Origin of the sequence: Planomicrobium sp. CPCC 101079, assembly GCF_007859275.1 — a bacterium.
Lineage (GTDB): Bacteria > Bacillota > Bacilli > Bacillales_A > Planococcaceae > Planococcus.
Window position 1 is genome coordinate 20263 of record NZ_VOHC01000003.1, and the last position, 23741, is coordinate 44003.

Consider the following 23741-nt stretch of genomic DNA (forward strand, 5'->3'; position numbering starts at 1 on the left):
TGTTTTGTCAGCGAATCCTTTATTGGTATCTCTGAAAACGATTTAAGGAAATAAGGCTTTGCAAAAAATAAACCGTTATTAAGTTAATTAGGTTACTAGGAGAGAAAAAATGAAGAAACAATACAATACGCGCGCCATCTTGGCGTCGCTGCTGATCGTCGGTTTTGTGGGCATGTTCAGCGAAACTGCCCTTAATATTGCCATGACTAATTTAATGGACGTGTTCCAGATTACGGCTGCAACTGCACAATGGCTGACGACCGGGTTCTTACTGACGCTCGGCATCTTGATGCCAGTAAGCGGTTTGCTGCTGCAGAAGTTTACAACAAGACAACTGTTCGTAAGTTCGCTAATAAGCTCAATTGCGGGCACATTGATTGCAGCGCTCGCGTTCAATTTTGAAATGTTGATGTTTGCCCGGGTTTTACAGGCAGTTGGCATGGGCTTGCTGCTTCCGCTCCTGTTCAATACGATTCTTGTCATCTATCCCCCTGAAAAGCGGGGAGCAGCTATGGGATTCGTCGGACTGGTCATCATGTTCGCACCAGCGACCGGACCGACCATCGGCGGTTTACTGATCCAGTATTTTACGTGGCATTACATTTTCTGGTTCTCGCTGCCACTTTTAGTCGTAGGGTTATTGATCGGGTTAAAGTATTTGGAAAATGTCACCGAGGTCACGAAACCCCGGATCGATCTCTTATCGATTGCCTTGTCAACCATCGGCTTTGGCGGAGTGGTCTTTGGCTTCAGTAAAGCAGGCGAAGGCTCAGAAGGTTGGACTAGTACAGTGGTGGTTGCTTCCATCGTTGTCGGGCTCGTTGCTTTAGTCTTGTTCGTCCTGCGTCAGACTTCTATGAAAGATCCCATGTTAAACCTGAGCGTTTTCAAGTATCCCATGTACGTCATTGGGCTGCTTCTGGTCCTGATCTGCATGATGATTATTATGTCCAGCATGATCATTTTGCCGATGTTCCTTCAAACTGGCGCCGGATTCTCAGTATTCATTGCCGGACTCATGCTTCTGCCGGGCAGTGCGCTAAATGGTATTCTGTCTCCACTAGTAGGACGGTTATTCGATAAGTATGGACCGACTTGGCTGGTTATTCCAGGCCTTGTTCTCGTTGCGGTTATGCTTTGGTTCTTTGCCACGCTATCCCCAGCTTCTTCCGTGGCCTTTATTGTACTGTTGCATATCGGGCTCATGGTGGGGATCTCCTTGATTTGGATGCCAGCACAAACGAACGGTTTGAACCAATTGCCGCCGGCATTATACCCGCACGGTACAGCCGTCCTGAACACGCTGCAGCAGGTTATGGGAGCGATTGGAACAGCGGTCGCCATCAGCATCCTGACGAGTGGTATGGAGAAGTACCTGCATGGCTCCTCCGATCCGACAAAGCTAACCGAAATTGCCAAAGCGATAACTGCAGGTTCACAAAATGTCTTCTTGGTTGCAATGTTCGTTGCACTGCTAGGCATTGTCTTAGCGTTCTTCATCCGTCACACAGTTGCCAGCCGTAAGTCGGCGCCATCCATCCATTGATTTCATTAAAGGAGAACGGAATACGTTAATTCTTCGTAGCTGGTGGATGAATAAACCAACAATATAAAAAACATGAAATCTCTGAAGTCAGTATGGGTCCACGCTCGGACTTATGCTGACTTTTTATAAGGAGTGTAGTCAATGATTTCAGTAAGAATGACTAATAGAATATGCGAAATATTAAATATAGAAAAACCAATTGTACAAGGCCCAATGTCTTGGATTACAAATGCCGAATTTGTTGCAGCGGTAAGCAATGCTGGTGGACTAGGATTTCTAGGCCCAAATGCCGGTCAGATTGACACAACTCGTTCACCCGAAATAAGTGCGGAACGAATGAGAGCTGAAGTACAAAAATTAAAATCATTAACTGATAAGCCATTCGGAATACCTGTGATCGTACATTCTGATTTAGCTTACACATGGCCAATTTTAGAAATGGTTATTGAGGAGAAAGTTCCTGTTGTTATAGTGAACGGTATATTGGATGAAAGAATCTTTAAACCATTAAAAGAAAATAATATAAAAATTATTTATAGACCCCTTACTCCTACTATTAAAGATGCAAAAGCTGCAGAAGAATCTGGAGTAGATGTTTATGTAGCGACTGGATTTGATGAAGGTGGGTCGGTTCCAGAACGAGTCATTGGAACATTTTCGATTGTTCCAATGATTGCAGATGCGATAAATATTCCTGTAATGGCAGCTGGTGGTATTGGAGATGTTAGAGGAGTGCGTGCCGCATTTGCTCTAGGCGCTGAAGGTGTGTTTGCTGGGAGTGTCTTTATTCCAACAAAAGAAAACCCGGCTGCAGAAAACGTGAAACAAATGATTGTAAATGCTACAGCAGAAGATTTACTGATGTTCCGTACTTTGCCGGCATACTATCGTTCTTTACCAACTCAATTAGCATATAAACTAGTCGAAATGGATAACCAAGGTGTTAGTCGTGAAGAAATAGCAAAAAAGATGGTTGGCTCAATTGGAATGCGTATCGGTATGCTGGAAGGCAATACAGACGAGGGTTATATTTCTATAGGTACTGGAATTACGCCAATCAAAGAAATCAGAACCGTAAAAGAAGTGGTTGATACTTTGATGCAAGACTTTAATTGAGATTATTAAACAACTTTCTCGAAATATAAAGATGCTCTCTATCTCCTTAATAGAGACCCTAAGAAATATGTGTAAATAGTTAGTTAGACAGGTTAGTCGTACAAAAATTAAGAGAACTGGCAAAAGAGACTTTAATTGACGAAATTATGATTGTTGATTTTAGGGGGAACAAGAAGGGCTTTTAAAAGCCTATTATTTGCTTGCAGAAGAATTCTTACATTCAACATATGAAAATAAATACTTGAAATTTAAGATAATCATCATATTTTATTCCGATAGAGAGAAGGTAAAAAGAATGGATAATAGAAAAAAGTTAAAGCTGGGCGCTATTATTGAAGGTGTTGGATATAACTATATGGGGTGGCGACACCCTGACATGCCTGCTGATGCGAGTGAAAATATCGATTACTATGTAAAACAAGCAAAAATTGCAGAAAAGGCGAAATTCGATACTTTGTTTTTAATCGATGTCAGCCATGTTGGGCCGGGAAACATACCACATTACTTGAGCATGTTTGAAGGGGTCAGCATCATGTCAGCGCTCAGTATGGTTACTAAGAATATTGGTCTTTCAGCAACCATTGCTGCGTCGTACGGAGATCCATTTTCTGCTGCGAGACAGATATTATCCCTCGACAAAATCAGCAAAGGCCGCGCCTCCCTAAATGCGATTACCTCCAATCCGGGTGGAATGGTGAACTATAGTAGAGGGCATCTAACAAAAGCAGATCAGTACCCGATGCAAAAAGAATTTATGGAGATTCTCTTAGGTTTATGGGATTCATATGAAGATGATGCTTTTATACGAGATAAAGCAAATGGAATCTATTTAAATCCACAAAAAATGCATCCTATAAACTATAGAGGGAATTATTTCTCGGTAGATGGTCCATTGAATCTTAGTCGTTCAGTCCAAGGTAGACCGGTACTCTTCACGGCGGGTATGTCTGATAATTTTATGAATAATGCTGCGAAGTATACGGATGGAGTCTTTACCTTTGCTCAATCAGTTAATAATTTAAAAGAAATTGTGACAAAAATTAAAAAGAAGGTAGCATTAGAAGGACGATCTCCTGAGGACTTTATTGTTGCGGTTTCACAGCAAGTGCTTGTTGGCAGAACTGAAAAAGAAGCCGAAGAAAAATTCCGGGAAATGGAGAGTTTAATCCCTCAGTATAGAATTCCAAAACCTTTATTTTTCGGTTCGGCCGAGAAAGTCGCCAATCAAATTCAGGAATGGTATGAAGCAGGTTCCATGGATATGTTGTTGGTTCAACAAGAGCATCCAACAGCTTTAAAAGATTTCGCTGATTTAGTCGTTCCAATTTTACAGGATAGAGGCATCTTCCGTACAGAATATGAATCAAATACGTTACGAGGAAATTTAGGATTGCCTTATCCCCAAAATAGATATTCTGTTTGATATAGAGGTGTGACCAATGGAACTAGAAGATATCATCCTCGCTGGTATAGAAGAACACCCAGGAATGAGTGCGAAGAAGGTGGTTTCATGTTTGGATTTAAAAACAAACGGTTTCACAGTAACCGAAGAAACGAAGCCGCAAGCTTCGATTTTCAAACAATTCTGAAGTGATTTTAAATACAGTTTATTGAAGGAGAGATTCTTATGGGAACAAAAATTAATATTATCGCCATATCAGGAAGTAGTCGAAAAAAATCTTCAACTCTAAAAGCACTCAATAGCCTGAATAAATTCGTACCCAGCAATGTTAATTATGAAATATACGATGGCATTGAAAAACTTCCGCATTTTAATCGTGAATTAGATAATGATAACCCTCCAGCAGAGGTGGAAGTATATAGAGAGCTACTTTCTAGAGCAGATGGAGTCATTATCTGTACACCCGAATATATAAAGGGGGTACCAGGAGTCTTAAAAAACGCTTTAGAATGGTTGGTTTCGTCTGCCGAACTTTACGCGAAGCCAGTAGCGGTTATTACAGCTTCATGTGATGGGGAAAATGCTCATCAAGCCTTGCAACTTAATTTATCTATGGTCAATGCGAATGTGTTCGATGGCGGCGCCTTATTAATTTCAGGTGAAAACAATAGATTGAACGAAGACGGGGAATTTATAAAAGATGAGGTTAATTCTTCACTAAAGCAATTAATATCGAAATTGCTTGAAGAAATCAACAAGAAAGGGTCTTTTTAAGATCGGTTTTTTAGATAAATTAATATAGAAGAAAAACCAGGTATTTAGATATTTAGAGAACTTGTCACCCCTCTATTATAGAAACTTAGTATTTTAAAGACCTTTATCAGGCAACTAGATGAAGAGTAAATTCAGATTTACTTTATATACCGAATCATTAGGTAGAAAAATTAAAAGAATAGCCCAGTTATTAAATTAACTAAAGGCAGGTAAACAGGAGATGCCAATATGAATTATTCAATACTTGATTACGTGCATATTTTTAAGGGAGAAACTCCGCAACAAGCACTGGAAAACACTAAAGAAACAGTGGCATTAGCTGATTCTTTGGACTATAAACGCTACTGGTTTACAGAACATCATAACGCAACGACCATATTTAGCATGGCACCCGATTTATTAATGATGCTAGCGGGCACATTAACGAAAAATATGAACATCGGGGCAGGCGGCATTATGCTGCCTAATTATAGCCCTTATAAAGTGGCGGAAAACTTTGCGTTATTGGAAGCAGCGTTTCCGGGTCGTGTAGATTTGGGAATGGGACGTGCATCTGGTACAGACTTTTTAGCAAAAATTGCCCTCCAAATGACCAGAGAGAAAATGATTGAGGTGGATACTGCTGATCAGATTCAAGAGATCATCTATCATTTAACGAAATCCTTCCCAGAAGGTCATCCGTTGCAAACGTTAAAAATTCCTGGTGGACCGTATAAACCAAATATGTTTATGTTGGGTTCATCCGCCGGTGGCTTAAGCTTAGCAGCAAAATTTGGTATAAAATTCGCTTTTGCAGGCCAATTAAATCCTAATCAAGACGTACAATTATTAAACCTCTATAAACAGCGCTTTGAAGCGCAAGGTCATAAAGAAAAGTCGTATAGCATTTTATCGAAATTTATTTTCGTGGCAGACACGGAAGAAGAGGCAAAGCTAGCGGCATTACCCGCTGAAATTAGCTGGATGAAAATGTATAAGGGGGCTAATGCAGAGGAACTGCAATTATTAACGGTAGCAGAAGCTGCTAACTATAAGTTTACTCCGCATGAACTAGCCATTCGTGAACAAAATAAAGGACGCTTTATTATTGGGAATCCCGAGCAAGTTAAGGCACAAATCCAAGAACTTGAACGTGCAGCACGCATTGACGAAATTATGGTGGCGGATTTTTATCCGGATCAGCGTACGCGACTAAAAGGATATACGTTATTTGCTGAATTAATGAAAGCATAATAGCTCTAGACACACAATTCTTATATTCCATGATCGCACGGACATTCATATCACTATTGTCATTGCACTGGTTGGCCTGATCCTCGGGTTCTTCATCCGCCAGGTCGTAGTCCGGCGTGAAATGATCAATTCGCCACATTAATAGATGGAAATGCAGCTTACTTAAGAAGAAACTTAGTCTATAACAAATTTAGAGCTGCCTTATCCTAGAAATATGTATCTAAAATAATCAAACAAGCAAAAAAGAAGATATGAAGAGAAAACTTCTATTTACGAAAATAGATAATTAACAGTTGAATTATCCCTTTGGTGCTTGAAATTTAAAATAATAAAATGGATTAGGTGGATTAGAATATAATGAAAAACTCTTGGAAATTTAAAATATACTTACTCGCGTTGATCAGTCTACTGGTGGGAACATCAGAATTTGTTCTTGTAGGTATCCTGGATAAGGTTGCTGCTGATGTAGGGATTACGGTATCTGCTGCAGGGCAGCTTGTTACTATATTCGCGTTGGCTAATGCAATCGGAACACCATTGATTATTTTAGCTACCTCAAAGCTAAATCAACGGCAACAACTTCTACTAGCTCTGATCTTCACTGTCGTAGGCAGTTTAATGACCGTCTTGCTTCCCGGATTCACATTATTAATGATTTCGCGAATTGTACTTGCATTAGGAATGGGCGTCTTTATTGTGACTGCTTCGTCCTTCGCTGTAAAAGTAGCGCCACCTGGTCATCAGGCTAGTGCATTAGCTACCATAGCAATGGGCTTTAGCGCCTCATTAGTCTTAGGAGTACCGATTGGTCGATTTATTTCTGCTTCGTACGATTGGAAGATCATCTTTTGGGCTATTGCTTTCCTGGGCTTACTCGCGATTTTTGCTATTGTAAAAGTCATTCCCGTAACAGAAGCAGAGACGCCGATACCCCTTACAAAACAACTTGGCATTTTGAAAAACCCTAAAGTTACGGCTCTTTTTCTTGTGACATTCTTCGTATTTATTGGATATGGTATATTCTACACGTATGTTACACCGTTTATTAATGAAGTCTCACCTATGAGTAATACAGCACTAAGTCTAACTCTCTTAGGTTTTGGTCTGGCAACTTTAGTTGGATCGAGACTAGGTGGATTTATGTCAGATTGTTTAGGGATCAATGCAACCCTGTTTTTGGGCATGGCAATCAACGCTCTTGCATTGATACTGCTTGCTACTATCGCTGGTGCTCATGTTCTTACTGTTTTATTACTTTTAATTTGGGGGACTGCGGCTTGGACATCAGGTCCAACGTTACAGTATAACCTTGTAAAAATCGCCCCTAAATCTTCTGGCATCATTCTAAGCTTGTCCAGCTCATTTATACAATTAGGAATGGCTAGTGGAGCTGGTATAGGCGGGATTGCAACTAGCCAATTAGAAATTCAATCCATTGCTTGGATAGGAGCTGCAGCCATCTTCATAGGAATAGTTATGTTAATAATGTCTTTAAAATTATCGCTATTTACTAGAACGCAATCGGTCAGACAATAAGCAATTGATTACTTTCCATTTTTTCTTAACTGCAAACCAATATTGTCCGTGTTTTTCATCACTTTCGTTGATTTCTATGGAGGGCAAAAAGGCCGTTTAAAAGCCTCGGGGAGAAATGCCGATGAAATTAAATTTATGACCTTTTTCACATTTGGACTAGGAAAGACGCGCCGCGAGGCACTAGACCGGAGACGTGCAATGGAAAATCCAGAAGATTTGCCAGAACGATTGAGACATCTCTCAATGCTCTTAGGTGTCCCACTTTCTGAATCAGCTGTAGACGAACCATTAACGTCTATTCAACTCCGCTCCGCGCGCTACAACAGAATTCCCGCGTTAATAAATCAACTCAAGCGATTCGACTCGCTAAAGAGGGTTATTCACCGCTAGATATTATTGCTCACGGTGTTCTAGATAATACGCCTGGTGTGGTGGGGACTGCTGAAGATGTAGCAGATTATTTACAAGAATGGTTTGAAGCAGGCGCAGCTGATAGTTTTGTTATAGTTGCCGATCGACTTAGTGATGCTTTATCCGACTTTGTAAATCAAGTTATTCCTGTTTTACAAGAACGTGGCTTGCGTCCAGAAAACTACATGGGTAACACCCTCAGAGAATATATGAATCTAGATTATCAGCTAGGCGTTGACCCACGTATTTTAAATGAATCAGATCAGATTAGATGATTAGGAAATATAAGATTAAAGATTGTAGATAGTTATAGAACGTTTGACTCGTTATTGTCTATTTATTTTTGAGTCATATTAGCAAGTAGATACCATATGAAAATAAATTAGGGGGATTTATTTATGTCTGAAAAAAAACAAATGTTGCTTGGTTTAGGATTTACAGGGGCATACGGTGCAAATGCTAAAGCTTGGAAAAGTGAGGGTGTCAATGTGACTACTTATCCAGATATTAATGCAGATATTCGCTATGCTCAACTTGCTGAAAAAGGTAAATTTCAATTTATATTTGTAGGTGATTTCCCTGGAGCAATACCCGATGATAACAGAGAGGTGCCATCGATGACGATTGAACCTATCATTACTGCCACTGCAATATTACAACAAACAAAACACATTGGTGTGGCGTCAACTGTACATACTCAGTGGAATTATCCTTTTACTTTAGCACGTCAATTTAAAGGGATAGATTTAATGAGTGGTGGACGTATTGCTTGGAATGCTGTTACGGGATCAAGTCCAAAGGTAGCAGAAAACTTTGGTGTAAAACTAATGGATAGTAGATCACGTTATGAAAGTCATTATGAGTTCGTAGAAACTGTACAGCACTTATGGGCAACATGGGGAAAAGATGCTCTAAAAGCTGATAAAGAAACCGGTGTATTTGCGGATTATAGCCAAGTAAAACCTGTTCATATATCTGGTAAACATATACAGGCAAATGGAGCCTTGCCAATTCCACCTTCACCACAAGGACAACCGGTCATCTTTCACTCTGGTGGATCTCCAAATAGTATTGCGTTTGCAGGACGCTATGCGAGTGCAATGATTGGTGAAGTGTGGACGAAAGAACAAGGTATTGCTACAAGAAATGCACTACGCCAGGCTGCGATAGACGCGGGTCGAAATCCAGATGAGATTAAATTTATCGCAGGACTCATGCCGGTTGTTGCAAATTCTAAACGTGAAGCAATAGATCGTCACGCAAGTTTTATGGATGAAAATATAGTACAACAACGTGCATTTCATATCGGAATGATATTAGGAATCAGCTTAACTCCTCAAGATTTAGAACGCCCGATCGCACCAGAACTTTTAGACAAGGTAAAAATCGACCGTTACTCTGATCCTCGTGCTGAGAATGTTTTAAAGGTGGCGCGTGAAGGTTGGACATTACGCGATATCATTTATCATTCTGTAATTGATTACCATCCTGCAACATTAGGTGATGCAAAAGAAACTGCGGATTACCTAACTGAAATGTTTGAAAGTGGCGCAGCAGATGGCTTTTGGATACTACCAGATGCTTATGAAACCGACTTTAAACGTTTTGTAGAAGAAGTGGTCCCTATCTTACAGGAACGTGGTGTATTCCATGAAGATTATGATGGAGAGACATTAAGAGAAAATCTTGGTGTGCCCTATCAATATGGTGTAGATAAACGATTATCTTAATAGAAGTAATATAGAGCACAGGCTGATAATGGCCTGTGCTTCTTTTTATAAAAGCTTCCGAAAACTTGTCGGTATTTAGTTTACATATCATGACATTATCGGAAGGGAAAGGAGAAGATTAATACATTGTTAGAATTAAGGGAGGGGCGCTGAATACCCAACGTCATCTCCTCTTTTTCGATTCACATAGAAGAAATTTTCCCTTTTCCTTATCGTTCGGTGGTCAGCAATTAGCGGGTCTCCTCATCATAAAACTGAAACTGGTCCCGGCTGATCACTCCTCTGAGAATTCAAGTGCTTCCACGCGCGTTCACAACGGCAGACAGAATTCCGGACGAACCTCACTGCCTGTGCCATTTTCGTAACAGGTATTGCCCGCAAAAACAAAATTCTTTGAAGAACAGGTCATTACCGAACTGCATGTCCGTGTTCGCCGCGAAATCTTTTTTTGCTGCCTTTGCGTATTAGGAAGCTGAAAGGTATTCGGATATTACACGGATGGTCTCCTCTGCATCACTGATATGGGGATTGTGGCCTTCGGCATCCATCAGGTGGTATTCACTGTCTTTTATCTGGCTATGTACGTACTCGCCAACGCCTTCTGGAGCGATTATGTCATTACGTGTCTGAAGAATCAACGTCGGAACAGTGACTTTTCTCAGTTCCTCACGGACATCCGACAGAAAAGTGGCTTCCGCAAAGTTGCTGATTACGTCCGGATCATTGCCGCATAATAGTTGCTCGAATTCAGCCGCCAGATGAGGACGTTCAGCGTTTTGCATAACCACCGGCGACAAAAAACGCGCAAATTCGTTATAGTCAACTTTAATCATTTCCAGTAGGCCTTCGATTTCCGCTTTTTCAAATCCGCCCTGATAGTCCTGCTCATTGAGAAAATACGGAGAAGGTCCAATCATAATCAGGTTCTTCATCAATTCCGGGCGCTCGACCGCCGCCAGAGCACCGATCATGCTGCTGACCGAATGGCCGATAAACACGATATTTTCAAGGGACAAGGCGTCGCATAATTCCAGTAGATCCTGTTTATAACCATCCAATGTCCGGTACCGTTCCTTTTCATAAGCAGATTTATCACTTCTGCCGGACCCGACATAATCAAACAGTACAACCCGATATTTCGTTTCGAAAGCAGGGGCAATCTTGTCCCAGACGTATTGGTCACAACCGAAGCCGTGCGCGAACACCAGAACCTTCTCGGTCTGCCCTTTGATCCTTACATTATTTCTCTTCATTACTTGTTCAGCCGTATTTTTTGTTGCTGTCATACTGTATCGCCTCCTTTTGATGTAAAATCTTTTTTATCACGGAACAGAACTATATTTCATTAGAAATATAGTCAATAACTTTGAGGCTTTACTTGAATTTCATCTATTCTTTTGGATACAAGAGAGCAGTAGTAATTTCAAAAGGTAAGCTATATTTTCTCTTTTTATTTCAAGGGAAGTATTTTTGTATTTTTTTATGAAAAATTTCAATATTTTTAGAACTCTTTATGAGTATACCATAAATGAGAAAGCAAAAATTTTCTTGCATAAATGAAAAGAACTGAAAAAGAAAGACTTTTTCTTGTAGAAATACGTCACACAATCAAAGTGGGAGTGGCGATAAGAGTCGAGCATATGCGTTTATAATGTAGCGACTAAGCAGACCGGGCGCTTGAACACCGCATAATTGAATTCTTTGAATAAAACTGGTGTCTTGGAAATATAACTCAATGCTATTGAATTTAAAAAAACCCAAGACAAAAGCGAAATCCTTATAAGGGATTTCGCTTTTTAACTAGTTCTTTTTTATAGTGCTGAAGAGGGTTTCGATTCTTTTTGTGAGTCCGTTTTTTGCTCCTCGTTAGAAGAACCCGAAACTTTCTCTTTGACTTGTGCAGTAACTTTGGTTGCCTGTTCTTTTGCCGCACTTACCAAGTCGGTTGCTTTTTCTTTCACTTGGCTCCATGTTCCGCTTTCAGTTCCGTCAGCATTGCCGCTTGCCAACTTCTCTTTAAGGGTTACTTGAAGTTCTTTGCCGCTTTTCGGCGTTAGGAGAAGGGCGACTGCTGAACCGATTGCAGCTCCGCTTAGGAGACCGGTAAAATACCTGCCGTTCGGTTTCCTTTTAGCTGGAGCTGGCTCTCCGTTGATTTTTCCGGCTCGCTGCAAGCGCTCCTTCACTTCCTCTACAATCTCGTAGATGGTCCGACCGCTTGTTTCTACGAGAGAACCTTTGAATTGAACGCCGTCATAGCTTTCTAAGCTGCGGACGACCAGCACATCGTATCGGGCAGCCTTTGATTTCTGCTCGAGCATGTCCGCCTGATACCCACTCTCTTTTAATGCTTGTTGGATATCTGTAAACGGATGTTCTACTGCAATTCTTGGCATATTGTCCAATCCCTTCTGTATGACCGTTATTCTAATGTCGTTCCCTATTCACTGCTTGGGTCAAACTTCCACTCGTATAATTGCAGATGAAGAAGATTAGAAAAGATAAAAACTGCCCTTCTCAAGTAAGAATATCTGGAGAAAGGCAGTTTGTTATTTCTTTATCGAAGTCTTAACGATGCGTATTTCCTGAAGCAGCGCGTCCATCTTTTTCAGGGAAGACGTTCTTGTCCAGGTATTTATGGAAGAACCATTCCCCTGCGCCAATAACCAAGGCGGAGATAAGAGCTGCTTGAATGATGTCTTCAGCGTTCTCGATCAATGCATCGCCCAAGAGCCAAATGACTAGGAATGAAAGGATGATATCGGCAATCGTGGCCAGCATATTGCGTTTCTTATGGTCGTCATGGCGATCGTGGCCAGCCGAGTGGTTGTTGCCAGTTTGTTTATTTGATGCGCCGTCGCCGGTTTTTCTAAAGATCATCAAATCACCTAATACATAAGCGATGAGCGTCAGAACGAGGCTGATCAGAAGCGTTTTCTCGATCTCCACGTCGTAGATTCCTGTTAGGATGACTAAAAGGACCACTGCAATCATAACGAATTTCATAATAAGGGCTTTTACATGGTTCATCTGATTTCCTCCTCTCAATTTCTCAATTTTATCCTTGCCTTAAGTAGAGTACCCGTTAAGAATCCTTTTAATCCTTGTTTTCAAAAATAATGTAGAAGTTTTTAAGACTTTTTACGTGCAAGGCAGACTATTTTACGGTTAGAACGGGAATTATTATATACAGAGAGAACAGGAGGAAAGGAGAAGCGGCATGACATCTGACAGCGGAAGCGGTAAAAAGAAAGTAATAGGAGCAGGATTGGACGATGATTACAAGGTACTAAAGACCATCCTAGAAACTGGACTTTACTCCGTGTATCTTGTTTCATCAACCGACCGATTTGATCTCAGGAATAAAGTCATGGTAATTGACCACCCTCCTGCCCAGAAGCCTTCCACTCATTTTCTAGCCATAGAAATAAAGGACACTTCAACCACCTACGAATTGATGGAAGAGATAAGCACAGTAGTGGAAAACCATTTTGCTCAAAAGCGTTGAAATTCTCAAGTCGGATGGTTGCTACAAATTCATCGGAACTAAAGCGAGGAACATTAAAAAATAGCAGGATAGCCATTTCACCTGCCATCCACACTTCGGTTTTCGGTAGAAAGAGAAGATGGAGTCATGGAGGTTAGGAATTCGGCGTATTAAACCAATAAAAGTAATTTGGTTTAGATATTACCGCTTATAGGAAGAAAAGAAGCGAAAGGTACAGCTTCTTTTCTTCCTATTGTCCGTATAAGGGTCCTGTTCCGAACGGTATTTTCGTATAAAAGTATTTTCGGCATTTCTTTTCTTCTGTTGATAACTTTATCTTTTAATTAAAAGAAAAGATTCGGAAAGTCTGGGGTGTTAGCAGTAGCGTCCTAGCATCACCGGAAAAGATTAACTGCAGACGGAGAGGGTAACCTTCTATATACGTTAATTTTCATCGGTTGAATAGAGGCACTTCATGCTCCCTGATCGGGAGTCGTACCAAGAAAAAATACCTTTGTTAAAAGGAGATTAAGCTATGACAAACGACAAAACGGTTCAACAGGAGATTGAGGACTTCATCTCTTCCTTTCTGCACCAGCAATTTGGCGAGAGTCCCCAATCGGTAAAGGCTTCCATCCGAAATCCTTTTATCGCCATTCATCTAATCGGTTTTTCGCTGCCGGGTGAAAAGATGCTCTTAAAAAGAAAGGAAACCAAACGGGTGGGCGAGACGCGGGATCTCTTGTTGAACGGAGTCAAAACGGAATTGTTCCAAGAACTGACCAGCCTCACAGGAACTGACGTGAAGGAAGTTTACGCAGATTGGAACTTTGAAAAGGAAAGCGGCCTGCTGCTTGTGGTGCTGGATGCGGAAGCCGATCCGGCTTCCTTGACCGTCCCGGAGGGCGTGGATAAAGAGGCCTTGCACGAGAAGATCATTCGCATCAGCCAAAAAACGCAAAAAGCACCCGATGCCATCGAAAGTTATTGGCTGAATGACACGACGGTGCTGATTAAACGGTCGGGCATCATGGTGGAGATCGAAAAAGAGTTGATCAAAAACGGGGCGATTGAAGAACTGCGGTTAGCCAAACGGCCGCTCGAACACCGAGTGATGGAATTCTTTCAGCTGGAACCGGTGTTGAAGCAGAAAATCAGCGACTTGTTTGTCGACTGGCACTTCGAGGAGGACAAATCGTATATGGTCCTCCTATTGGAGTCAACATCAGACTAGGCAGGACAGGCTTTTCTTCGGCAGAACAAAACAACTAAAAATGAACGGTTTTCAAAAGGGAGGAGGCTTGGGAATGACAAAAGAACAAACAGCACAAGGTGAAATCGGAAGCTATATTTCCGGTGTATTTCGCAAGTACTTTGGCAAAGGCCCCACATCGGTCTATGTCACCATCAATCGGCCGTTTATCACCATCCATTTCCGCGGGTTCCTGGCGCCGATGGAGCGGATTCAGGTGAAGCAGAAGGAAACGAAACGCGTCTTGGAAACAAGGGACCTTATGATGACGGATTTGAAACCGGAAATCATGCAAGGCCTCAAGGAAGTGGCAGCGCTTGAAGTAAAAGAAATGTACGCCGATTGGAACTTGATAAAAGAGACCGGCATGATCATCGGTGTCACGGAAGAAGATTGGGAAGCTGGAAAGTGGACAGACGACGCGGCGGAACAGGCATTTAAGGAAGCGATGGAAGAGGCAAGCCACAAAGCGGAAAAAGTGCCAGGCCGTACGGAGACGTATTGGCTAAGCGATAAAGTCCTGTTGGTCCGCCGATCGGAGATTTTGGTGCAGATCGAAAAGGAATTGATCAAAAACGGCTATGTGGAAGAGCTGAAACTGAGCAAGCGTCCGCTGGAGCATCGGATGCTGGACGAGGTTCCATTAGAAGCATTACTAAACCGGCGCATCAGCGAAACGTTCCTGGATTGGAACTTCGATGCGGATCTGAGCTACATCGTCTTTCTGCTGGAGCCAAAGAAAGCATAAATGGAATCAAGCACAACGAACAGACAAACAAGTAGATAAACAGTCCACCCGCTGCGGTGGACTGTTTTAGTAGTTACGTACTGAATTTCGATGCCGAAAAAAGAACCGTTCCCTTAAAAAGTGTTGGGAGTGCATAGGAACGTTCATGAGTTGTAATATAAATACAAAGGGGGAGAGGATGATGCGGTACTGCACCCCAAAAGTTAGAGTTACAAATCTAACTTTTGGGGTGCTTTTTCTATGATGAAATATAGCGAAGAATTTAAACTAAAACTGGTTAACGAGTATCTGGCTGGTTCGTTGGGCTATCCACGTTTAGCCAAAAAATACGGTATATCCAGTCACGGACAAATTGCCCGCTGGGTACGAGCTTCTCAGGCATTCGGACAAGAGGGATTGCGAAACAGGCAGAAAAACCGGGTGTATTCTGTTCAATTCAAATTGGATGTATTACACTTTATGAAACAAACAGGCGCTTCTTACCAAGACGCAGCGATTGAATTCAAGATGCACAACCCGACGCTCATTGTGAAATGGAAGCAGGCGTTCTTGACGAAAGGGACAGAAGGCCTGAGAACGAAAGGACGGCCCCCCGTGGCGAAAAATCCGAAAAAGAAACCGGCAAAACCAGCTGGGACGATGTCCCGTGAAGAACAACTTGAGCGCGAGAATGAGCTTCTCCGCTTGGAGATTGCGTATTTAAAAAAGTTAGACGCTTTCCAGGAGAACCCGGATGCCTTCCTCGAAAAGCACAAGCAGCGCTGGCGTTCGAACTCCAAGCAGAAGGATACCGACCAAAAGATGTGCTGAAGATTGTCGGTCTGCCGGAAGCCACGTATCATTACCACCGTGGGCGATTCGGTTTGGAAAACCCGGATCTGGAATGGAAAACCGTGATCCGGACGCTGTTTGAAAAACACGAAGGCCGTTACGGGTATCGCCGAATCCATTTGGAATTGAAGGCGCAAGGGTACATCATCAACCACAAGAAAGTCCAGCGCATCATGGGTGAATTAAACCTAGCTTGCATCAAGTTCATCCGGAAATCACGCTATCGCTCCTATAAGGGCCAAGTGGGTACCATCGCAAAAAACCGATTGAACCGCCGGTTCCACGCAGCGCACGCCTTGCAAAAAATCGTGACGGACGTCACCGAATTCAAATGTACAGGCGAGGAAAAGCTCTACTTGAGTCCCTTGATGGATCTGTACAACGGCGAAATCATTGGGATGGGAATATCAAAACGCCCCACCCTCGACTTCGTCATGGACTCGCTGCACCAAGCCTTGCCGGTCATCGGAGACCGGGCTGCGTATCGGACAACCATCCACTCCGACCAAGGTTGGTATTACCAGCACCGGTACTGGGTGAAGACATTGAAGCAGCACCGAATTTTCCAAAGCATGTCCCGAAAGGCGACGTGTGCCGACAATGCGGCCATGGAGAACTTCTTTGGTTTGCTTAAACGGAGATGTATTACGGAGAAGAACTGGTCTCATACGATGAATTGAAGCTGAAAATTGAACAGTATATTTACTACTACAATCACGAACGCATCAAAGAAAAATTGGCCGGCATGAGTCCGGTGAATTACCGAATTCATGCCAGCCAATTAGCTGCATAACTAAAACTCTAACTTTAAGGGGTCACTACCACATCTTCTCTCCCTTTGTTATTGTTTCCTAAAAAGTACATATGTGACCGCTTAGTGTGGAAACGCATTCGTGTATTCCATAGTGCTGTTACTGAAGTAGGCTCCACATTGTGGCAAATACATTTTGATTCATTTCAAAATATACACCCATAAACCCGTAATAGATATATCCATCCTTGAGTAGAGTTAGGCGGATCCTTGAACCGTCATCCAAGTCAACAGTCAGCTCTTTGTATTCCTCATTATTCTGGGAGTCTCCGATCGGGTCGAAGTTTTGTTCCTGGGGTAGAGGTTTTGAGTTATTCAGCTCTTCTAAGAAGGCATACAATAGCGCCATGTCTGAAAGCGGCTCATAATTGTCAATGCCGTTATCCCAAACACTAAAAGAATAATTTCCATTTATCAAGAAAAATAGTAAGAATATTGTGTATTTTTTGTATAATTGTGATAACATTATTTTCATAGGAGTTTCATATTGTTAATTAGGATATAAAAGTCTTAACCAATTTTTTGATACTGGGATTCAGGGGAATGAACTTTACTATAGTATGTAAAATATTTTAGAAAAGGGGAGGAAAAACGATGACGAAAGTTTCGTGGTCAAGATTGTTGTTCTTTACAATGCTGATCTTTTTATTGGCTTTGGCAGCATGTGGCAATGATGAAACTTCAAACGAAGAATCAACGGATGATTCGGATGCTACAACAGAAGAAAGTGCTGACGAGAGCCCTGAAACAGCAGAAGGTACTGAGGAGGGCGTTGAGGAAAGTGCAGATGGAGAATCTGCAGAGACTGAACCAAAAGTTACTGAGTTTGAACCAGCATTTCCAGAACAAACAAGAGCACCTGCAGTAGTGACTGAAACAGAACTTGATGTGGAAGTTGTTGTTGACGGTCTTGGCGTGTCTTGGGGTATGGCAGAGTTTGAACCAAATCGCTTACTTGTTACGCAAAGAGATTCAGCAGAACTTCTTATTGTAAACCTTAATGAGTTCTCTGTTTCAGAACCAATCGAAGGCACACCAGAAGTAAACAGCGAAGGTCAGGGCGGTTTACTTGATGTAGCCATTGCACCTGATTTTGACGAATCAAGATTAGTATTTTTGACGTTTTCTCAAGATGTTGATGGTGGTACTTTAACGGCTGTCGGTAAAGGTGTTTTATCAGAAGATGAAGCCTCACTTGAAGATTTTGAAGTAATCTTTCAAGCAGAACCAGCATATGATGGTGACTTACACTATGGTGGACGTATTATCTTTGATGATGAGGGCAACCTATTCTTAACAACTGGTGAACGTTCAGATGATCCAATTCGCGAACGTGCCCAAGACTTAGATGCTTACTTAGGTAAAGTAATTCACATTACACAAGATGGAGAAGCAGTAGATACGAATCCATTTATCGAAGATGAAGAAGCACTGGATGGCATTTACAGCTACGGTCACCGTAATATTCAAGGTGTGGACTTCCACCCTGAAACAGGAGACTTATGGATTGTTGAATTCGGACCACAAGCTGGGGATGAACTGAATATTATTGAACCAGGCAATAATTATGGATGGCCGATTGTTTCTTATGGTATCGAGTACTCTGGTGAATTAATCAATGATGGTATTTCAGAACACGAGGCGCAAGGCTTTATTGAACCAAGATATTATTGGGATCCAACAAGTGCGCCAAGTGGTATGGCTTTCTATGATAACGATGCAATTCCTGAATGGGAGAACAACTTGTTCATCGGTGGTTTAGTATCGAGCTATATTGCACGTGTCGTTATTGAAGGTGACACCATCGTTGGAGAAGAACGTCTATTAACTGATGAAGGCGAACGTTTCCGTGATATTCTTGTAACTGAGGATGGCGCGCTTATTGCAATCACTGATGGCGGTGTGATTTATAAGATTACTGCAGCAGGTTAAGGTGACGCAGTTGAAAGCACAGAAGAAGACGATGTTGATACTGATGAAGACGACGAAGCTGAATAATTTATTATTCTTAAAAAGCACCCAACTTTATGTCAATGTCATCAAGTGCATTTAAACTTAACTTAGGCAACACGGCTTCTCCTTCCTATGAATACGGCACATGCTTATGGATTTTGGAAATTTTTTTATTCCAAGAAAAAAGAGTACCAAATCGGAAGTGAAATGGAGGTCCTTTTAATTTGCATTTTTCCTTTTTGTACTCTTAAAAGATCCCGTTATCTTCAGGGTGTTTTTCTTTTGCTTCATAAATAAGTTTGAATATTCGTTTGAAGGGGAACCGGGGTATGTAGACTTTTCAAACTAGGGGGATCAATATGGAAAAAAATAATCGTGATGATTCTATCCGAAAAGACGGGCAAGATACTCAGCAATTCCAGGCGGCGGATCCGGGTACAGACAGGAATATCGAAAAAAGAGAACAAGGGGATAACGAACTTCGAGAAAGAGGAAGTTCAAACACTAACAACGATAGTTCGAACGAGCCTTACCTTTCAGATGGAGAAACCACACTTAGAAAAAAAGACCCGAATAATCCAGCGGACTGGCGGGAATCGGAAGCACCAAATCCGAGTAGAGAAACCGGTTGGCAAAAAAGCAATGATTTCGATGACACCATTCGGGAACCAGCGGGAACCTTTACAACGGGGGAACGCGGAAACGTTATCAACAGCGCAACTTGGGATCCGGAGAGTCACATAAGTGAAGACGATGTAGCGCACGTAGATGTGAATGATTACATCCAAACCAGTTCACCTAAAAACCAAACCGAGAAACAACAGACCAAACTTCCTGAAGAGCGTTTAAACATGAACAAAGACCGTGTTCAAAAGGAGAAGTAAATATAGGAAAGTACGTGATGGAGGAAAACCATTCCATTGACGTGCCGATAGAGCTGAAAGGATGAACCAATCCTTCGGCTTTTTTATATACAAAAACCAAAGGAAACAGGTCTGGTTCAAATCAGTGCAGAAAGCTCGGGAGTTGAATTGCAGGCGCCTTTTAGTGGGATAAAGCAATCGAACTCGAATTTCCGTGAACAAGGAAGTGCCGTAATAGAATTTTTCAGTTCCATATAATACTGTCTTTGTAAAGCAACAGCAGGTTAGATGGGAATTTCTGATTAATCTAAAGCGCACTAACCATTTATCGGAAGTTTAAAATAAAAGGTCTTACTAAATAAAAACTGAATTGAGCTCTGAATGGAAGACGCTTAAAAAAGTGCATACCATTTTAGGGCTCAATTGATTGTAGTGACAATTTAGGATGTTCTCTTTTTAATGAAAGAGTCTTTTATAAGTTAGATTTGTGTATTTTAAGAAACTCATGAAAAACATTAGCAGTCCATTATTTCATCTCATACTGCAGCCGCGAACAAAACTTCTAAAAATTACTGTTATAAACCTGAGAAGCAGAGAAGAAAATTGTAATTTTCTTCTCTGCTTTTTTATATTGGTGTCAAACTGCCTTCATGATTTCTGAACAAAAACTTCGGAAAGAAGTAACCGAAGCATTGCATGAATTGTGCAAAACAGGGGGGTATTCAATAGATTCAATAATGCAAGATTAGTTTACATATAAGGGATTCTCTGAAGGGTAGAAGCCGATAGAAGTGACTTCTATCCTTTTTTTGTTCGTAAAAGTGTACTGTTACGAACGCTCAAATTAGATTTGCAAAAAAACATAAAATTTCTAATACTATCAGAAATCAATAAAATAGGAATGTTCTTTTCAGTATAGTGTTCAGCTACTTCTTAAGTTAGTGAAGTAAACCGGGACAGAGAAATCAGAAAAATGATTTCGTCTTATCCAGCATGATAAAGTCGATTGAATATAAAGTAGAGTTCATAACTTAATTATTTAAATTTTGAATAAAACTGATTGTTAGTGTTTTAAGGTAAATTAAAACTTCTCAAGAGGTTTGTACTCTGAATATATTTATAGTCTACGCATTCATTGTTCTTCAATAAATTCTATATAAACAAATCGAATAAAATTAGTCTCTGTATATAGCTTCAATTCTTCTATATCTGTTAGGTCAGTATTTTTGAAATAGAGGGTGTCTCCATTATTTAGAGATGCGTTTAAAGTTCCTCGAACTTCAAATGAAGTTAGGGCTATTAATAAGAGATGAGTTTCATGGTTCTGTTCTTTTAAACAGGGTAATGAATAGCTTACATATCTTACATCAAAAGCTTCTACTTTCATTAGAGAGGAAATAGACGGTGCAGTCATAAGATTTAGATTTGTTACCATACCTTCACTGGTTGTATACCACTCACCTTCGTATGCATCCTGGGCAAATGGCGGCAAATTCGAAGTATGATGCCCTTGGTGTGCCAACCTTAAATTTCCTTTAAGCACCATTGTTCGTCTACTATAGCCAGGTAATTTTGTGAAAACTGTTTTCTCTTTCTCAATAGTAGCTGTACTCACTCGCCATTTAAATTGTTTTTCAGCGTAGGAACTACATTCTGGATAAATCAGTATTTCTGTCGATGTCCCTCCACTCCAGATGATGGTATGTAATTCATCTTTGCGAATTAACTTCATATATTTTCCCCTTTCATTCTAGTTATCAAAAAATAAAAGATTCAGAAAATAACTTTACATATTTATATGCTATGTTATATTAACTAACATATCAAATAAATTTATTTGAAATTTAATTTAATGAATAACTTTATTCAAAACGGAGTGGTGTTATGGATAAAATAGATAGTCTTGAGAAGTTTAATAAAGATCTTCAAGTACTTTTACGAAAAAAAATATCTAATAATAACCGAAAAATTGCAGAATATATGTTATTTAACGATAAATCAATTGCCTTTATGACAGCTTCGGAGTTATCTGAGAAAATTGGCGTCAGCCAACCAGCTATTACTCGTTTTGTAACAAAAGTTTTGGAGTATCCAAGTTTCTCAATGTTTAACAATAAGATGAAGCAATTAACGCATTATGAGATAACGGCTGTAGAACGCCAAAGTATAACTTCATTTACTCAACTAGAAACAGTTGAAACTTTCCTGCAACAAGAAATTGATAATTTGCAATCCTTACTTAAATTTGTTGATGACAATCAAATTGACAGCACTTCTAAGAAAATAATGAAGGCTAGAAGTGTACTCGTTATAGGAGCAAGAACTGCAACACCATTGGTCAACTACTTATATTTTTTCTTACGTAAAATTCGGCCATCTGTATTTATTCACACTACTGATGGCAGTGAGGCCTATGATGTCTTAGAAGATTTTAAGGATTCTCAGGCTTTGGTGGTGATGTTTTTGTTTCCTCGTTACCCGAAGGAAATGGTTTCTATGCTTCATTATTTAGAAAATGAAAATTTTGAGTATGTCACGATTGCAGATAGTAAGCTATTGGAGAAACAAGGGATTGGTAAAATCTCTATTATAACGCCGATTACATTAAATTCATTATTTGATTCTTATATACCTACCTTCGCTTTCTTAACCATCCTTCTAAATATTATGAGTAATGTACAATTTGAGGAAACAAAGGACCGTTTAACGAAACTTGAAGAAACATATAAAACAAACCAAGTTTTTTCTAAATATCATAAGAAATAAGGTGAAACCTGATGAAGAATATCTCTACAAATACTTCCTTAACCATCAATGGAGCTCGGTTGCAAACTAACATCGAGGAATTGGGCAAAATTGGATTGAATGAATCCATTGGCTTAGATCGCATCACTTTTTCCTCCTATGATTTAGAAGCAAGACAGTGGTTTATTAATCAACTGAAATCATTAAATCTGTGGCTTGACGTAGACGCTGCAGCAAATATCTGGGCCATCTCATCTAATTCTAGTAACAAAAATCCTATAATAATAGGTTCACATCTAGATACTGTACCTAATGGCGGTAAATATGATGGTGCGTTAGGAGTTTTAATTGGCTTAGAAATTTTAACGACCATACTTGAAAACCGAATTGAAATGCAACATCCTATCGGGGTGGTTTCATTTACCGCCGAAGAGCCTAATCCATTTAACCTTTCTACTTTTGGAAGTCGAGTTGTTACAGGTAAACTCAAAAAATCAGATATTGCAGATGTTCAGACAAAAGATGGTCTTTCACTTGAAACTGCATTGGCATTAGCAGGAGGTTCTATTGAGGAAATTGAAACTGCGAGAAAGAATCCCAATGATTTAACAGCCTATTTAGAAGTCCATATCGAACAAGGCAAACGTCTGCTAAATCAATCGATTCCCATTGGTGTTGTCACAGCTATAACCGGAATTTATAGAGAAGAAATCACTTTTAAAGGTGAAGCGAATCATGCAGGAACTACATTAATGACAGAGAGAAACGATGCGCTTGTAGCTGCATCAAAATTTGTTGTAGCTTTCGAAGAAATTGTTCGTAAGGATCCTTCTGATGAAGTGGTAGGGACAATTGGTCAGTTCTCTATTTCACCTGGGGCTCCAAGTATCATCCCGAATGAAGTGAAACTATTGATGGAAGTTCGAGGAGACACGACCGAAAAAATTAAACATACTATCCAAAAAGTCGAAAAAGTTTTTGAGGAACTAACGAGCCGACAGCCACTTGAAATTGCTAGAAATATCATTTTGGATCAAGCACCAACGAAAATGGATGAGACAATCATCCAGGCATTTGAAAATGCTGTTCCACCTGAAGAAAACTACCTTCTCTTAGGGAGCATGGCTGGTCATGATGCAACACATCTTGCTTCTATTACAAAGGCTGGTATGTTATTTGTTCCAAGTATTGATGGGAAAAGTCATTGCCCAGAAGAATATAGCAGAATGGAAGATATTGAAAAAGCAGCGAATGTTTTATTGCAGGCAATATTCAAACTGGATACAACACTAGATTAGGGGGG

At 40.6% G+C, this 23741-nt stretch carries 24 protein-coding genes; 19 read left to right on the top strand and 5 right to left on the bottom strand.

The features are described from left to right. Positions 1-109: 109 nt before the first annotated feature. The 9 genes from FQV28_RS01455 to FQV28_RS01490 all read left to right on the top strand — a co-directional run bounded on the left by FQV28_RS01455 (position 110) and on the right by FQV28_RS01490 (position 9748). Entirely contained in the window at positions 110-1546 is a 1437-nt protein-coding gene (locus tag FQV28_RS01455; protein WP_146493829.1) for an MDR family MFS transporter, read from the top strand. 156 nt (positions 1547-1702) lie between these two features. After that, positions 1703-2662 (top strand): NAD(P)H-dependent flavin oxidoreductase, encoded by a 960-nt coding sequence (locus FQV28_RS01460; RefSeq protein ID WP_146493894.1) that lies wholly within the window; start codon positions 1703-1705, stop codon positions 2660-2662. A gap of 295 nt (positions 2663-2957) precedes the next feature. Continuing rightward, complete coding sequence (locus tag FQV28_RS01465; protein WP_146493830.1) at positions 2958-4085, top strand: NtaA/DmoA family FMN-dependent monooxygenase; 1128 nt, start codon at positions 2958-2960, stop codon at positions 4083-4085. Positions 4086-4101: 16 nt separating this feature from the next. Then, the gene (locus tag FQV28_RS19090) at positions 4102-4251 is read left to right on the top strand and encodes a hypothetical protein (RefSeq protein WP_186763754.1); all 150 of its coding nucleotides are present in this window, start codon (positions 4102-4104) and stop codon (positions 4249-4251) included. 38 nt (positions 4252-4289) lie between these two features. Then, positions 4290-4838, top strand: coding sequence for an NADPH-dependent FMN reductase (locus FQV28_RS01470; protein WP_146493831.1), 549 nt, complete (start codon positions 4290-4292; stop codon positions 4836-4838). Positions 4839-5066: 228 nt separating this feature from the next. After that, positions 5067-6071: an MsnO8 family LLM class oxidoreductase gene (locus tag FQV28_RS01475; protein WP_146493832.1), complete on the top strand. Its 1005-nt coding sequence runs from the start codon at positions 5067-5069 to the stop codon at positions 6069-6071. Between the two features lie 357 nt (positions 6072-6428). Next, positions 6429-7607, top strand: coding sequence for an MFS transporter (locus FQV28_RS01480; RefSeq protein ID WP_146493833.1), 1179 nt, complete (start codon positions 6429-6431; stop codon positions 7605-7607). A gap of 431 nt (positions 7608-8038) precedes the next feature. Next, entirely contained in the window at positions 8039-8293 is a 255-nt protein-coding gene (locus FQV28_RS01485; protein WP_146493834.1) for a hypothetical protein, read from the top strand. Positions 8294-8416: 123 nt separating this feature from the next. Next, on the top strand, positions 8417-9748 hold the full coding sequence (locus FQV28_RS01490) for an NtaA/DmoA family FMN-dependent monooxygenase (RefSeq protein ID WP_146493835.1): 1332 nt from the start codon (positions 8417-8419) through the stop codon (positions 9746-9748). A 464-nt stretch (positions 9749-10212) separates the two neighbouring features. On the opposite strand, the gene FQV28_RS01495 is transcribed toward FQV28_RS01490, so the two are convergent. The 3 genes from FQV28_RS01495 to FQV28_RS01505 all read right to left on the bottom strand — a co-directional run bounded on the left by FQV28_RS01495 (position 10213) and on the right by FQV28_RS01505 (position 12778). Beyond that, positions 10213-11034, bottom strand: coding sequence for an alpha/beta fold hydrolase (locus tag FQV28_RS01495; RefSeq protein ID WP_146493836.1), 822 nt, complete (start codon positions 11032-11034; stop codon positions 10213-10215). A gap of 525 nt (positions 11035-11559) precedes the next feature. After that, the gene (locus tag FQV28_RS01500) at positions 11560-12144 is read right to left on the bottom strand and encodes a YkuS family protein (protein ID WP_146493837.1); all 585 of its coding nucleotides are present in this window, start codon (positions 12142-12144) and stop codon (positions 11560-11562) included. 172 nt (positions 12145-12316) lie between these two features. Continuing rightward, entirely contained in the window at positions 12317-12778 is a 462-nt protein-coding gene (locus FQV28_RS01505; RefSeq protein WP_146493838.1) for a YndM family protein, read from the bottom strand. 190 nt (positions 12779-12968) lie between these two features. Between FQV28_RS01505 and FQV28_RS01510 the strand changes: the two genes are divergently transcribed. From FQV28_RS01510 to FQV28_RS01535, 6 genes are all read left to right on the top strand, one after another. Beyond that, positions 12969-13256 carry a hypothetical protein gene (locus FQV28_RS01510; protein WP_146493839.1) on the top strand — a complete coding sequence of 96 codons (288 nt, stop codon included), beginning with the start codon at positions 12969-12971 and terminating at the stop codon, positions 13254-13256. Between the two features lie 514 nt (positions 13257-13770). Then, complete coding sequence (locus tag FQV28_RS01515; protein ID WP_146493840.1) at positions 13771-14469, top strand: Na-translocating system protein MpsC family protein; 699 nt, start codon at positions 13771-13773, stop codon at positions 14467-14469. A 73-nt stretch (positions 14470-14542) separates the two neighbouring features. Continuing rightward, complete coding sequence (locus FQV28_RS01520; protein WP_146493841.1) at positions 14543-15235, top strand: Na-translocating system protein MpsC family protein; 693 nt, start codon at positions 14543-14545, stop codon at positions 15233-15235. A 240-nt stretch (positions 15236-15475) separates the two neighbouring features. Next, complete coding sequence (locus tag FQV28_RS01525) at positions 15476-16045, top strand: helix-turn-helix domain-containing protein (RefSeq protein ID WP_146493842.1); 570 nt, start codon at positions 15476-15478, stop codon at positions 16043-16045. Further along, on the top strand, positions 15997-16746 hold the full coding sequence (locus FQV28_RS01530) for an IS3 family transposase (RefSeq protein ID WP_146493843.1): 750 nt from the start codon (positions 15997-15999) through the stop codon (positions 16744-16746). The genes FQV28_RS01525 and FQV28_RS01530 overlap by 49 nt, the downstream gene beginning before the upstream one ends. Beyond that, positions 16707-16859 (top strand): IS3 family transposase, encoded by a 153-nt coding sequence (locus FQV28_RS01535; protein ID WP_146493844.1) that lies wholly within the window; start codon positions 16707-16709, stop codon positions 16857-16859. Before FQV28_RS01530 ends, FQV28_RS01535 begins: the two co-directional genes overlap by 40 nt. 118 nt (positions 16860-16977) lie before the next feature. On the opposite strand, the gene FQV28_RS19370 is transcribed toward FQV28_RS01535, so the two are convergent. After that, positions 16978-17352: a hypothetical protein gene (locus FQV28_RS19370; RefSeq protein ID WP_146493845.1), complete on the bottom strand. Its 375-nt coding sequence runs from the start codon at positions 17350-17352 to the stop codon at positions 16978-16980. 119 nt (positions 17353-17471) lie between these two features. Here FQV28_RS19370 and FQV28_RS01545 point away from each other — a divergent pair, with 119 nt between their 5' ends. Then, positions 17472-18809 (top strand): PQQ-dependent sugar dehydrogenase, encoded by a 1338-nt coding sequence (locus tag FQV28_RS01545; RefSeq protein ID WP_146493846.1) that lies wholly within the window; start codon positions 17472-17474, stop codon positions 18807-18809. Between the two features lie 380 nt (positions 18810-19189). After that, positions 19190-19714, top strand: coding sequence for a hypothetical protein (locus FQV28_RS01550; protein WP_146493847.1), 525 nt, complete (start codon positions 19190-19192; stop codon positions 19712-19714). A 1111-nt stretch (positions 19715-20825) separates the two neighbouring features. On the opposite strand, the gene FQV28_RS01555 is transcribed toward FQV28_RS01550, so the two are convergent. Then, the gene (locus tag FQV28_RS01555) at positions 20826-21425 is read right to left on the bottom strand and encodes a HutD family protein (RefSeq protein WP_146493848.1); all 600 of its coding nucleotides are present in this window, start codon (positions 21423-21425) and stop codon (positions 20826-20828) included. A 152-nt stretch (positions 21426-21577) separates the two neighbouring features. Between FQV28_RS01555 and FQV28_RS01560 the strand changes: the two genes are divergently transcribed. Together FQV28_RS01560 and FQV28_RS01565 are read left to right on the top strand one after the other, a co-directional pair. Next, positions 21578-22459 (top strand): MurR/RpiR family transcriptional regulator, encoded by an 882-nt coding sequence (locus FQV28_RS01560; RefSeq protein WP_146493849.1) that lies wholly within the window; start codon positions 21578-21580, stop codon positions 22457-22459. 11 nt (positions 22460-22470) lie between these two features. Next, positions 22471-23736, top strand: a complete 1266-nt coding sequence (locus FQV28_RS01565) for a Zn-dependent hydrolase (RefSeq protein WP_146493850.1) — start codon at positions 22471-22473, stop codon at positions 23734-23736. Positions 23737-23741 lie beyond the last annotated feature (5 nt).

Excerpts from the sequence above, each read along its gene's own strand:
- FQV28_RS01455 (WP_146493829.1), top strand. The coding sequence starts at position 110 with ATGAAGAAACAATACAATACGCGCGCCATCTTGGCGTCGCTGCTGATC.
- FQV28_RS01460 (WP_146493894.1), top strand. The coding sequence starts at position 1,703 with ATGACTAATAGAATATGCGAAATATTAAATATAGAAAAACCAATTGTA.
- FQV28_RS01465 (WP_146493830.1), top strand. The coding sequence starts at position 2,958 with ATGGATAATAGAAAAAAGTTAAAGCTGGGCGCTATTATTGAAGGTGTT.
- FQV28_RS19090 (WP_186763754.1), top strand. The coding sequence starts at position 4,102 with ATGGAACTAGAAGATATCATCCTCGCTGGTATAGAAGAACACCCAGGA.
- FQV28_RS01470 (WP_146493831.1), top strand. The coding sequence starts at position 4,290 with ATGGGAACAAAAATTAATATTATCGCCATATCAGGAAGTAGTCGAAAA.
- FQV28_RS01475 (WP_146493832.1), top strand. The coding sequence starts at position 5,067 with ATGAATTATTCAATACTTGATTACGTGCATATTTTTAAGGGAGAAACT.
- FQV28_RS01480 (WP_146493833.1), top strand. The coding sequence starts at position 6,429 with ATGAAAAACTCTTGGAAATTTAAAATATACTTACTCGCGTTGATCAGT.
- FQV28_RS01490 (WP_146493835.1), top strand. The coding sequence starts at position 8,417 with ATGTCTGAAAAAAAACAAATGTTGCTTGGTTTAGGATTTACAGGGGCA.
- FQV28_RS01495 (WP_146493836.1), bottom strand. The coding sequence starts at position 11,034 with ATGACAGCAACAAAAAATACGGCTGAACAAGTAATGAAGAGAAATAAT.
- FQV28_RS01500 (WP_146493837.1), bottom strand. The coding sequence starts at position 12,144 with ATGCCAAGAATTGCAGTAGAACATCCGTTTACAGATATCCAACAAGCA.
- FQV28_RS01505 (WP_146493838.1), bottom strand. The coding sequence starts at position 12,778 with ATGAACCATGTAAAAGCCCTTATTATGAAATTCGTTATGATTGCAGTG.
- FQV28_RS01510 (WP_146493839.1), top strand. The coding sequence starts at position 12,969 with ATGACATCTGACAGCGGAAGCGGTAAAAAGAAAGTAATAGGAGCAGGA.
- FQV28_RS01515 (WP_146493840.1), top strand. The coding sequence starts at position 13,771 with ATGACAAACGACAAAACGGTTCAACAGGAGATTGAGGACTTCATCTCT.
- FQV28_RS01520 (WP_146493841.1), top strand. The coding sequence starts at position 14,543 with ATGACAAAAGAACAAACAGCACAAGGTGAAATCGGAAGCTATATTTCC.
- FQV28_RS01525 (WP_146493842.1), top strand. The coding sequence starts at position 15,476 with ATGATGAAATATAGCGAAGAATTTAAACTAAAACTGGTTAACGAGTAT.
- FQV28_RS01535 (WP_146493844.1), top strand. The coding sequence starts at position 16,707 with ATGTATTACGGAGAAGAACTGGTCTCATACGATGAATTGAAGCTGAAA.
- FQV28_RS19370 (WP_146493845.1), bottom strand. The coding sequence starts at position 17,352 with ATGAAAATAATGTTATCACAATTATACAAAAAATACACAATATTCTTA.
- FQV28_RS01545 (WP_146493846.1), top strand. The coding sequence starts at position 17,472 with ATGACGAAAGTTTCGTGGTCAAGATTGTTGTTCTTTACAATGCTGATC.
- FQV28_RS01550 (WP_146493847.1), top strand. The coding sequence starts at position 19,190 with ATGGAAAAAAATAATCGTGATGATTCTATCCGAAAAGACGGGCAAGAT.
- FQV28_RS01555 (WP_146493848.1), bottom strand. The coding sequence starts at position 21,425 with ATGAAGTTAATTCGCAAAGATGAATTACATACCATCATCTGGAGTGGA.
- FQV28_RS01560 (WP_146493849.1), top strand. The coding sequence starts at position 21,578 with ATGGATAAAATAGATAGTCTTGAGAAGTTTAATAAAGATCTTCAAGTA.
- FQV28_RS01565 (WP_146493850.1), top strand. The coding sequence starts at position 22,471 with ATGAAGAATATCTCTACAAATACTTCCTTAACCATCAATGGAGCTCGG.